Genomic DNA, 12,549 nt, shown 5'->3' with positions numbered 1-12,549 from the left:
ATTCAATCATTCATTCTTTCCATGTTGCAATCTTGAAATATTGAAAGACTGTTTTATTTCAATCTTGCTTTCCTGCTTTCATTCTTTCTTGAAATATTGAAATCCTGCAATCACGTTTTCTTGAAATCATGCTTTCAATCATTCTTTCCTGATTGGAATATTTCTTTCAATCTTGCTTTCAATCTTGAAATCCGATGCAAAAAAAGGGAGAAAAAACGTCCCCTGAAAACCTTGTCCCAATTTGTCCTGCGCTGTCCCGTTTTGTCCACCAACTACCTATTTTACAGCATTATAAATCACCGTTACTTTGCAGCGGAGTAACGAACCGCCGGGGGCGCAGGTGTAAAACCGGGCTGGTGAACGCAGGGCTTACCGCTTCACGCTAACCCCAATCCGTCCGTGACGGATTTCGATTTTCGTCAGAAAATAGCAAGGTGTGTTTTGTATGCTACAAAACCGTTTTCCGTGCCTGAAAACGCCTTGCCCCTTGCGGGGGTAAAAATCACTCCGAAGTCGTAATTTTTTAATCCAAAGAAGTATGGAAACAAGAAGAACCAACAAGGGCGGTCGCCCCGCCCTCGCAGACCCGGCGAAGCATCGCCATGTCCTTTACCTGAACGACCGGGAGAACGCCCGCTTCCTCTCGCAGTGGGAGCAGTCGGGCGTTACGAGCAAATCCCGCTTCATCGCCGCCCGATTGTTCGGCGAGCCGTTCCGGGTGGTGAAAGTGGACAAGTCGGCGGTCGAGTATTGCGTCCGGCTGACCGAATTTTATGCACAATTCAGAGCCGTAGCGGTCAATTACAACCAAATTGTAAAGGCGTTGCATAACAATTTTTCCGAAAAAAAGGCACTGGCTTTTCTCTATAAATTGGAGAAAGCGACCACCGAACTGGCGGCACTGAACCGCCAAGTTATTGCATTAACCAATGAATGCAGGGAACTATGGTTGCCAAAATAAGCACGGGCGGCAATATGTTCGGCGCACTGGCTTACAACCAAAACAAGGTGGACAGCGAGGAAGCAAAGGTGCTTTTCTCCAACCGGATGCTGTTAAGCGAGGACGGGAATTTCTCTATCGGCGAGTGTATGCGCAGCTTTGAGATGCAGATGCCCGTCCAGCTATCCACTAAGAAGCCGATACTTCATATTTCCATAAACCCGCACCCGGAAGACGTGCTGACCGACCAGCAGCTTTCCGACATCGCCAAAGAGTATATGCGGAAGTTGGGCTATGGCGACCAGCCTTATTTAGTGTACAAGCATACCGACATCGACCGCCACCATATCCACATCGTGGGGTTGCGGGTGGACGAGAACGGCAAGCCGCTGAATGACAAGTTCGAGCATCGGCGCAGCAAGCAAATAACCCGTGAACTGGAAAAGAAATACGGGCTGCACCCGGCAGAGCGAAAGGAACGTGCCGAACGTCCGGAACTGAAAAAGGTGGACTATGCAGCCGGGGACGTGAAGCACCAAATCGGCAATACCGTGAAAGCGGCTTGTTACAGCTACCGCTTCCAGTCGTTCGGGGAGTACAAGGCTTTGCTTGCCGCTTACAACGTGTGCGCCGAGGAAGTCAAGGGCGAGATAAACGGCAAGCCCTATCAGGGCATTGTCTATTCCGCCATGAACGACAAGGGCGAAAAGGTGGGCAACCCGGTAAAGGCTTCCCGCATCGGCAAGTCTGTGGGCTATGAAGCGGTGCAGCGCAGAATGGAGAAATCGGGCGAAGCAATCAAGAACGGCAAGCTGAAAGAGCGCACACGGAAGATTGTCGCCACTGCCATGCAGACCGCCCGCAGCCGCAAGGAACTGGAACAACAGCTAAAGAAGCAGGGCATTGACGTGGTATTCCGTCAGAACGACAGCGGGCGCATCTATGGCGTTACGTTCATCGACCACGACAGCCGGGTGGTGCTGAACGGTTCACGCTTGGGCAAGGAGTATTCGGCGAACGTGTTCAACGAACGCTTTTCGGGCGAAACCGGAAAGATGCACCAGCCCGAAGTGTCAGCACCGCAGCAAGACCAATCCACGCATCAGGAACAGCCGGAGTTCACGCCGAAATCCGACATCGTTTCGGGCGTGGCTTCCGTGCTGGGTGCTTTCGGTGGATTGCTGGGCGGCGGTGCATCAGGCGGTGACGAGCCGCAAGACACCGCCCGCCAAAAGAGAAAGAAGAAGAAAAAGAAGCGCACAAGGCGCATCGACTAACTTAAAAAACATTACAATCATGCAACAGGAAGATGATTTGAGAGGGCTTGCACGGGTCATGGACTTTATGCGGGCTGTCAGTATTCTATTCGTGGGAATAAACGTGTACTGGTTCTGTTACTCCACCCTGAAAGAATGGGGAGTGACGTTTGAGGTGATAGACAAGATACTGTGGAACTTCCAGCGCACCACCGGGCTGTTCTCGTCTATCTTATGGACAAAACTTTTTGCGGTGGTGTTCCTCGCCCTGTCGTGCATCGGCACTAAGGGCGTGAAAGAGGAAAAGATAACGTGGACGAAGATACATTGCAGCCTTGTGGCGGGTGTCGTGTTGTTTTTCCTGAACTGGTGGCTGCTTGAACTTCCGCTGCCACATACGGCGGATGCCGTGTTTTATATCGCCACGTTGTCGGTGGGCTATATCTGTATGCTCATGGCGGGTACATGGATGTCCCGGTTGTTGAAAAACAACCTCATGGATGATGTCTTTAATACGGAAAACGAAAGTTTCCAGCAGGAAACAAGGCTTATCGAGAACGAGTATTCTGTAAATCTGCCTACCCGGTTCTACTATAAGAAGAAATGGAATAATGGCTGGATAAATGTCGTGAACCCGTTCCGTGCCAGCCTTGTATTGGGAACACCGGGCAGCGGCAAGTCGTATGCGGTGGTAAACAGTTACATAAAACAGCAAATCGAGAAAGGTTTTGCGCTTTACTGCTATGATTATAAGTTTCCCGACCTTTCGGAAATCGCTTACAATCATCTGCTTAACCACTTGGACGGTTACAAGGTAAAGCCTAAGTTTTACGTTATCAATTTTGACGACCCACGCAAGAGCCACCGATGCAACCCGATAAACGCCAGCTTCATGTCGGACATTGCGGATGCCTATGAAGCGAGCTACACGATAATGCTTAACCTCAATCGAAGCTGGATAAGCAAGCAGGGCGACTTCTTCGTGGAAAGCCCGATTATTCTTTTGGCAGCTATAATTTGGTATCTCCGTATCTATCAAGGCGGTAAGTATTGCACGTTCCCCCATGCCATTGAACTGTTGAACAAGAAATACGCCGATGTGTTCACCATTTTGCGCAGTTATCCCGAACTGGAAAACTATCTTTCTCCATTCGTGGATGCTTGGGAATCAGACGCTCAAGAGCAGTTGCAGGGGCAGATTGCCAGTGCGAAAATCCCGCTTTCAAGGATGATTTCACCCGCTCTTTATTGGGTAATGACAGGCGATGATTTTTCGCTGGACATCAACAATCCGAAAGAGCCTAAAATCTTGGTTGTCGGTAACAATCCCGACCGCCAAAACATCTATTCGGCGGCACTGGGATTATATAATTCCCGTATCGTGAAGCTGATAAACAAGAAAGGTCAGCTTAAAAGTTCGGTGATAATAGACGAGCTGCCAACGATTTATTTTCGGGGGCTTGACAATTTGATTGCCACTGCCCGAAGCAACAAGGTAGCGGTTCTGTTAGGTTTTCAGGATTACAGCCAGCTTACCCGTGATTACGGGGACAAAGAAAGCCGTGTGATACAAAATACCGTGGGTAACGTGTTCAGCGGTCAGGTGGTCGGTGAAACGGCAAAAATTCTATCGGAACGTTTCGGTAAGGTGTTGCAGAAACGGCAGAGCATGACAATCAACCAGCGGGAGAAGTCCACCTCGATAAGCACCCAAATGGACAGCCTGATACCCGCCAGCAAAATATCCAACCTCACGCAAGGTATGTTCGTGGGGGCGGTAGCAGACAACTTCGATGAACGGATAGAGCAGAAGATTTTCCACTGTGAAATCGTGGTGGACAATGAAAAGGTGAAACGGGAAACCGCCCGTTACGTGAAGTTGCCGCAGATAATCGACTTCACCGACAAGGACGGCAACGACCGGATGCAAGAGGAGATACAAGCCAACTATGACCGCATCCGTCAGGAAGTCCGGCAGATTGTCGAGGACGAGATAACCCGGATTAAGAACGACCCGGAGTTACGGTATTTGATAAAGAATGAGAACTAACATATATACCCCCATTTTCCAACTGATAACTGGAGAATTGGGGGACTTTAGTATATTGTTCCTTCTGCAACTAATGGTTGCGGAAAGAACAATTATTAACTGTTTTGAGATTTTGAAAATTGTAAAAAATAATGATGTAATACATAATTATTTAGATGCACTGATATATAGGCTTCTTCTAAATATGGAATATCCAACTTTTTCTTTTTCAAGGTTTCATCACTTCTCGTTGCCTGAAGTAATATTTCATTTATATTCTCTACTATTCTTGTTGGTGTTCCCTCTATTATATAGCCAAGCATACAACCATTAGATGGATATTCTCCCGAAATAAAATGGTCTATACCTGTGGATATGTATCTTTCTTGTATTTTTTTTGCGCTTAATTTTGATTTTCGTCCCTGTTTGGTACAATTATTCTCTATTAAGTTTTTTGCTTCAACAAAATAGCATACTCGTTTAGTTGCGTCAATCCAATTAGTGGATAGTTTTAGGTCTATACGAGATGCAGACTTAGCACTTTCTTTATTGTTGAGTATAGCTTTATGATATAGTCGGCACTCATCCGAAACATTAATATTCCACGCTATCGCTTTTTCATTCTCATCTATATGAGTAAAAATATTAGCCGAAATTGTTTCCTCGTTCCAATCAACGGTTATATTTTTTGTATCCTTTAGCCATTTATATGCTTCTCCAATTAAAATCAAACAATTAGTTCGGAAGCTATTTTCAAAATCGCTAATAATGTCATTATTAAGAATCCCTGCCATATTCATTATTTAGCCATGTTAATAATATCCGCTATCAATGAAGAGGCATCTTCCATAGCTTGAGTTCTAGTCCAAAATCTCTTTTGATTGGGTTTGATTAGATAAACCGTATCTTTATCATAATATTTTAGATGTTTTTGTACATATATGCTATGCGTTTTTTTCTGGACTGTATATTTGTCTATTTCTTGTAGCTGTTTCCTAAGTTCGGTAATGTTTTTTATTTCAATTTCTTTTACTTCTTTGCCGAAATGTAGAATGACTAAATTTAACGGGTCATTTAATTGTACATCATATATAGTTGCTGAAACCTTTGTGTTCGATGATAATAAAAATGAATTTATATCATTATATAAAGTTTCTGCATACATTATGTTTTCGGACAATTGAGTTCGCCTAAAACCAATAGAGTTATGTCCATCTCTAAATAGTCCTAAGCCAAACAACATTGTATCTTCTATTAGAGCAACTTCTCTATCAGATAATGAGAAATGCTTGATAAACTCATTGAATATATATTGTTCTAGCTCTTTTACTTTTGCATCATCACAAATTACACTTTCCTTGAGTGAAGCAATTTTATCAAAAGCTGTTGCTATATTTTTTAATATATCAGAATCTATTGAGGAAAATGGAGACGGTAGCTCTAGTAGTTCATTTAGCAAAACACGTTCTCGTTCAATTCCCCACGATGATGCAGTTAGAAATAATATGTATTTAGCAATATTCGAATTTAAATATGAAACTAAAAATTTTTTTTCATCTAACTTTTCATCTGTTGTATTTATAACGAAAGCACCAGTGGTGCAGTATATTTTTTTCTCAAAAAGAGAACATGCAATTTCTGTATCGTGTTGTCCCTCCTTGAATATTACAAATGGAGGAGAAAACAATTGTTCATTGTTTTTTCTGTAAAATTTTGTGTTGGGTTGTGTAGATGTATCGGGGTCTGTGAAATATCTTTCAATACATTCTGTTTTTATCATTTGCTTGGGAACAAAATCAGGATTGTTACTATCTGCATTTAATCCTCTTCCATAAATCCAATTATCAGTTTTGTCAAAATAGTCTTTTAAAGTAGTTTTTTGAAGTTTTTTCAAAAGCCTAAAATTATTGAAATTACCCCACAATGCAACTTTCCAAATTTTAGAATTTGGATTCTGACATTCAATCCTAGGTAATTTTTTAATATCGCTATTGTCAATGACAACTCCATCAACAATACTCGATTTTATGTAAGTTTTAGGAGCCCAATATTCTATTGTCTCAGAAATGGTTTCAGGAGCAATATGTTGAAAATAGACAATACTTACAGGTCCTACTGCGGACGCAAATAATTGTCCGCCGAAATGCTTTGGTGTTTTACGGAATATAGAAAGATTATATACTTTTTCAACATAATTAGCATTGAATAACCATTTTCTGAAATTTTGATATGTTTTTTGCGTGTTTGTCAATACTTTTGAATTAAAAATTAAAGCAATCTCTCCTGTTGGACAAAATTCAACCGATTTATGAATGAATGGAAGTACATACTCATTTGAAAATTTATATTTGGAACAGTATTCTTTGATTATTTGCGGTAAGTTTTTAGTCCCAAAAGGAGGATTCCCAATAATTAAATCAACTTTTGGGAAAAGATGCGTGTCCACTTCTCCAATTGTGTCTTTTCTCCATAAATTGCGCCCTTGATTTTTGATATTTGTATCTTCAGAATCAAAAATCAGATAAGGCAATTGATAGTTCGTTTCAATCCAAAGGGTTTTAGGGTCTAATTCATCTATCAATGCTAAATATAAACTAAATGCAGCTACTTTAATAGCAGTTTCATCTATTTCTATTCCATATATGTTGTCTACTAGTAAATTCTTTAAATTTTCAAAACCGATTTTGTTAGTGTTATTAGCTTTTTTCCATCTTTTTATAAGACGTTTGTAACTTTCAACCAAGAAAATACCCGAACCGCAAGCAGGGTCTAAGATTTTCACATTGTAGTTACTATTACTAATAGGAAGTTTATCTGAAAGGATAAGTTCGACCAAATTATATGGTGTGTAAAACTGACCTCGCTGATGTCTTAATTCCCCTAAGAAGTTCTCGTAAATTTCACTTAATAATTCAATTTGTATAATTTCAAAATTAAACAATCTCCAATTCTTAAATAATGTTTCATCATCTGATATATTTCCATCTATAAAACATCTCTTAATAAGTTTAAGGTGATTGTCGGTTACTAATTCTTTCTCATTAGGTAAAACGGGAGTAACATTTCCATTGAAATGAATCTGTACCTCTTCAAATAGCTTATATGTTGCCTCTTTGCTGTCAAGTATATCGAAATAGCTAGAACTGTCGCTTTTGATTTTTGTATATAAACCAGCTTCGTTGGCTGCTCCCTTATCTTCCAAAAATAAAATAAAGAGTGACCGCATTAAAAGACTATGGATTACTTTCTTGTTTAAACCATCTTTTTCTAATGCGTTAGCTGTTTCAATAAGACTTTTTACCAAATAAGCATCTATTCGGTTTTGTAAATCTATCTTTTTTCGTATTTTCGGCTGTTCTGTCCATAGTAACCCGTTATCTACTCCTATACGGGAAAAAATCTCCACAAGTATATTAAGGGTGTCAACATCCGAAGATGTCGTATCATAACGTAATAATTCTGCTGGATTTAATTTTAAATTAATATCGTCATTTTCCTTTATATAGGTTGGCTTTTCATAGCAGTTATAGATTCTTATTTCTGTTTCAGATAATGCAAATAATAAAATAACCTTTCGATAATTCCATGCTTTATGCTGAATAGCAGCAATACGCCTTAATTCGTCAGGGTTACTAAACGACTTTATATTTACAAATAAGACCGCTGGATGATTTCCCGAAAAGTAGAATTTATCAGCTTCAAGTTTCACTAAATCACCATAATCAGGGTATAAGTTAGCTATTTCCGAATTGGCTGTCAGAAATTCGGATGTATATCCTAATTGGTTATATATATTATCATTTTGCATAATCAATCGTTGACTATTATTGAATGGATATAACAATCCTAAAATAAACAACATTACAAATATAGCACATTTCTTTCATAAAAGAGTAGTTGTCCTGTAAAAAAGCTCTGTCCTTGCAATATTTTAAGTCTTATATACTTGATAATTCATGTTGAACCGTGTCGTGGGAAGAAGTGTCTTTGCCATTTCCGTTTGCAACACGGTTTGTCTGATGTCGCCCAGGATGTCCGCCACCACCTTTCTGACACGTGGCGGGTAACTTTTCGCCAAAGATACGATTTTTTCCAGTTCCGGCAGGCTGTACCCGTTGAAATATTGGCTTTTGACCCGGTTGTAGATGTCCTGTCCGGTTGTTCCGGGTATGCGCTTCATGTCCTTTATCGCATCGAGCAGCCGCAAGTACGGGACAAGGCTTTCATCCGGATAGTCCATGCAGTAGGCTTTCACGCACTCTATATCCAAGTTCTTGAAACGGAAACGGCGAACCGGGTTTGGAGTGGCTATCGTTATGGTTGTGGCGACCTGTTCGGTCAGCCCCATTTTATTATAGACGTAAGCCCCCGTGATATAGCCGTTCAGTTTTTCGGTAAGATAACGAAACTGTTCATCCTGATAGACGGGTAGCTTCCCCAATCCTAAGACCGATTTCTTGGGGCGGTAGTACGCCCCTTTTTCAACCCGTACCAGTACCCCTTTGCGGCTCTGTTCGGAGAGCAGCACCGCAACATTGGCGGTCTTTTCCATTTCAAACGACAAATCCCGGAACGTGAATATACGCCCGGTATCTATCCGTTCAATCTGCCCAAGTATCTCTTTCCTGAATGAAGCCATATTTATGTACTTTGTTTCTATCTGCAAAGATAGTATATTATGTAATTACATACAAAAACATAACAAATATTTTGCCGAAGATGTTTTTATTTCTCCAACTGTTGGTTGGATATTTTCATCTGCCACGGACAAATCGGGACAGCGCAGGACAAATGCGGACAGCCCTTGCCGCCCATCCAAATATAGCATATTTAGTCGCTACCTTTGAGCGGGACTATTCCCGTAACCGCTAAAATTTCAATTATTTATGGCAAACAGAATGACCCCGCCCGCAGAGGGGCAGGAAAAAGACGTGCTGCTGGTCTTGGATAAACAGCAGGGCAAGGTGAGTGCTGTTAAGGGTATCGACAAGGAGGGCAATTTGCAGACCGTGCCGCCGACACAGGGCGGCGAGTTCATGCAGGTGGACAAGAACAGCGATGTGTTCAGCAACTTCATTTCCAATTTCTTCCGCAAATTCCAGGACACTTCCGGGCTGGAACTGTTCAGCGTCAAGGCTTCCCAAGCGGAGCAAGACGCAAAGGCAATCGAGGACAACCACCGCAACCCCACGCCGGAGGGCGACAAGCGGGCTGAAATGCTTCTAGTTCCGAAGCCCGACTTCCACGAGTTCAAGCAGGGCTACCGCTTCGACCCGGCAAAAATCGACTGGGAGAACCTGAAAAAAGTCGGCATCACCGCCGACACACTGAAAAACACGAAGGACTTCGACCGGGTGATGCGTGGCTACAAGTCCCGCAACACCTACACCGTTTCGGGGACGGTGGGCGGCTTCTACCTCAAACCTACCGATGTCAAGCTCTCTTTCTATCAGGCAAAGGACGGCACGGTAGTACCCAAGCTGCACGGCGTGCAGCAGGACGAGAAACTGTTGCAACGCCCGTTCCATGAACACGGGTTCACCAAGCAGGAACAGGGCAACTTGCAAGGCACTGGCAACTTGGGCGGCATCGCCCGAATCAAAGACCCGAAAAGCGGTGAGCAAATCCCCGTGTTCGTCAGCCGGGACAGATACACGCACGAACTGGAGTATATGCGGGCTGACAAGTGGAAATGCCCCGACACCATTTGCGGCGTGAAAGTCAGCCCGGAACAGAAAGCCGCCTTTGAAGGCGGGCAAGCGGTGAAAATGGAAAACCTGCAATTCAGGGACGGCACACGGCGCAGTGCCTATTTGCAGGTCAGCGCAGTGGAGCGTGGCTTGGAGTTCCTGCCGAGGTCTGCCGTCCAGTTCTTGCAGCAGGGGCAGCAGCCCGCAGAGCAGCAGGTCGCCGGGTTAAAGGACGGCAAGGGCGTTGAGTTCAACGGTCATGTTCAGCCCGGCGCACAGGGCAAATCCCCCGACAAGGTGCAGCCGAAAGATGTTACCCCCGCTGCCGAGAGCCGGACGCAGGTAGCGGTCAATTCCGAGGGCAAGACCAACGAAGCCACCAAGCAGGGCAAAGAGCCGCTGAAACAGGGTCAGGACAAGCCCACCGCCAAGCAGAAAGAGAAGCAGGACAAGAGCCTGAAAGCGGACAAGCCCAAGAAGTCCAGAGGAATGAAAATGTAATATCCACCCTTAAAAAGTAAAGAATTATGATTGCATTGATAGCAGAAAAGCCCAGCGTGGCAAAGGACATCGCCCGCATCATCGGGGCAACCCGGCGTAATGACGGTTATCTTTCCGGCAACGGGTATATGGTGACATGGGCGTTCGGCCACTTAATCCAGCTTGCCATGCCGGAAGCCTACGGCGTGGCGAACTTCCGCAGGGAGAGCCTGCCCATACTGCCGCCCGATTTCCAGCTAATCCCCCGTCAGGTGAAAGCGGAGAAAGGCTACAAGGCAGACCCCGGCGTGCTGAAACAGTTGAAAGTGATAAAGGAATTGTTCGACCAATGCGACAAGATTATTGTCGCCACCGATGCCGGGCGTGAGGGCGAATTGATACACCGCTACATCTATAACTATTTGGGCTGTACCAAGCCCTTTGTGCGCCTGTGGATAAGCAGCCTTACCGACAAGGCAATCCGTGAGGGGCTGGATAACTTGCAGCCGGGAGAGCGTTACGATAACCTCTACCTCTCTGCCAAGTCCCGCAGCGAAGCGGACTGGCTGGTAGGGATAAACGCCACCCAAGCGTTGAGCGTAGCCGCCGGGCAGGGCGTGTTCTCGCTGGGCAGGGTACAGACACCCACCTTAGTAATGATATGCAGCCGCTATTTGGAGAACAAGAATTTCGTACCCGCCAAGTTTTGGCAACTCAAAGCGGCGACCGCCAGCGGAGGAATAAGTTTCACCGTCCAATCTACCGCCAAGTGGGAGCAACAGCCCGAAGCCATAGCCGCCCTGCAACGGGTAAAGGATGCCGGGCAACTCTCCGTTAAATCCGTCGAGAGGAAAGAAGCCAGCCAAGAACCGCCGCTTTTGTACGACCTTACCACGCTGCAAAAGGAAGCGAACACGAAGCTGAACTTTTCGGCTGACAAGACGCTTTCCATAGCGCAAAGCCTGTATGAAAAGAAAGTGATGTCCTACCCGAGAACCGGAAGCCGCTATATATCGGAGGACGTTTTCGATGAAATGCCGGAGCGTGTCGCCCTGTTAGGGCAATACCCACGCTTTGCCGGGTATGCCGCCGGGCTGGACGGGGCTGCCCTGAACCGCCGCAGCGTGAATGACGGCAAAGTGACCGACCACCACGCCTTAATCGTTACCGAGAACCTGCCCGGCGAACTCTCCAAAGACGAGCGGGCGGTTTACGAGCTGGTAGCCGGGCGTATGCTGGAAGCCTTTTCGGGCAAGTGCGTGAAAGACGTTACCACCGCCATATTGTCGGCTGGAGATACCGACTTCACGGTAAAAGGGTCTGTGATGAAAGTAGCAGGCTGGCGTGCCGTGTTCGGCGAACAGGAAACGGGCGGGGATGAAGAAACCGCCAGCCTGCCGCCGCTTCAAGAGGGCGAAAGCCTGCCGATTTCCAACGTGGAACTGTTGGAGAAGCAGACCAAGCCGAAACCGCTGCACACGGAAAGCAGCCTGCTTGCGGCAATGGAGAACGCCGGAAAGGAACTGGAGGATGCCGAACTGAAAGCCAGCCTGAAAGATGCCGGGATAGGCACGCCCGCCACCCGTGCGGCGATTATCGAAACACTGTTCGCCCGCCAGTACATCGTGCGTGAGAAAAAGAACCTTGTGCCTACCGACAAGGGGCTTGCCGTTTACAGGATTGTCAGGGACAAGAAGATTGCCGATGTCGAAATGACGGGCATGTGGGAAACCGCCCTTTCCAAGATAGAAGCGGGAAGCATGGATGCCGACACGTTCCGAAAGGGCATCGAGGTGTACGCAACGCAAATTACCGCAGAACTGCTATCGGTGCAGCTATCTGTCGCTACTGGTGAAACCTGTCCCTGCCCCAAATGCGGCAGCGGGCGCATCCTGTTCTACCCGAAAGTGGCGAAGTGTTCTAACGTGGACTGCACGCTTACCATATTCCGCAACAAGTGCGACAAGCAGCTTTCCGACAAGCAGATTGTCGAGCTGGTGACGAAACGCAAGACCGGGCTAATCAAGGGGTTCAAGGGCAAGAACGGCAAGGCTTTCGATGCTTCGCTTGTGCTGGACGAACAGTTCAATGTCGGTTTTTCATTCCCCGAAAAGAAAGCGAAACCGAAGAAATAGCCTATCTTTGCCGCTGGAA

The 12,549-nt window shown here is 45.4% G+C and carries 8 protein-coding genes; 5 read left to right on the top strand and 3 right to left on the bottom strand.

The annotated features are described in order from the left end of the window. Positions 1 to 538: 538 nt before the first annotated feature. From mobA to mobC, 3 genes are read left to right on the top strand one after another with little or no spacing between them, the layout of a single operon-like run. Positions 539 to 961 (top strand): conjugal transfer protein MobA, encoded by a 423-nt coding sequence (mobA, locus tag BN161_RS23010; protein WP_044270620.1) that lies wholly within the window; start codon positions 539 to 541, stop codon positions 959 to 961. Beyond that, positions 946 to 2,217 carry a conjugal transfer protein MobB gene (mobB, locus tag BN161_RS23005; protein ID WP_044270617.1) on the top strand — a complete coding sequence of 424 codons (1,272 nt, stop codon included), beginning with the start codon at positions 946 to 948 and terminating at the stop codon, positions 2,215 to 2,217. The genes mobA and mobB overlap by 16 nt, the downstream gene beginning before the upstream one ends. Positions 2,218 to 2,236: 19 nt before the next feature. Then, positions 2,237 to 4,246, top strand: a complete 2,010-nt coding sequence (mobC, locus tag BN161_RS23000) for a conjugal transfer protein MobC (RefSeq protein ID WP_044270615.1) — start codon at positions 2,237 to 2,239, stop codon at positions 4,244 to 4,246. A 95-nt stretch (positions 4,247 to 4,341) separates the two neighbouring features. Here the strand turns inward: mobC and BN161_RS22995 are convergent, their stop codons facing one another. The 3 genes from BN161_RS22995 to BN161_RS22985 form a co-directional block, all read right to left on the bottom strand. Further along, entirely contained in the window at positions 4,342 to 5,019 is a 678-nt protein-coding gene (locus tag BN161_RS22995) for a hypothetical protein (RefSeq protein ID WP_044270623.1), read from the bottom strand. 5 nt (positions 5,020 to 5,024) lie between these two features. Further along, a complete protein-coding gene (locus BN161_RS22990) occupies positions 5,025 to 8,033 on the bottom strand; it encodes an HsdM family class I SAM-dependent methyltransferase (RefSeq protein ID WP_209441924.1) in 3,009 nt (1,002 codons plus the stop codon). Between the two features lie 123 nt (positions 8,034 to 8,156). Next, positions 8,157 to 8,864, bottom strand: a complete 708-nt coding sequence (locus tag BN161_RS22985) for a DUF6088 family protein (protein WP_044270613.1) — start codon at positions 8,862 to 8,864, stop codon at positions 8,157 to 8,159. 247 nt (positions 8,865 to 9,111) lie between these two features. Here BN161_RS22985 and BN161_RS22980 point away from each other — a divergent pair, with 247 nt between their 5' ends. Beyond that, the gene (locus BN161_RS22980; RefSeq protein ID WP_044270611.1) at positions 9,112 to 10,416 is read left to right on the top strand and encodes a DUF4099 domain-containing protein; all 1,305 of its coding nucleotides are present in this window, start codon (positions 9,112 to 9,114) and stop codon (positions 10,414 to 10,416) included. A 26-nt stretch (positions 10,417 to 10,442) separates the two neighbouring features. Next, entirely contained in the window at positions 10,443 to 12,530 is a 2,088-nt protein-coding gene (locus BN161_RS22975; RefSeq protein ID WP_044270609.1) for a type IA DNA topoisomerase, read from the top strand. Positions 12,531 to 12,549 lie beyond the last annotated feature (19 nt).

Source organism: Bacteroides timonensis, from assembly GCF_000513195.1.
Classification (GTDB): Bacteria; Bacteroidota; Bacteroidia; order Bacteroidales; family Bacteroidaceae; genus Bacteroides; species Bacteroides timonensis.
This window is presented reverse-complemented; position numbering and strand designations above follow the sequence as displayed.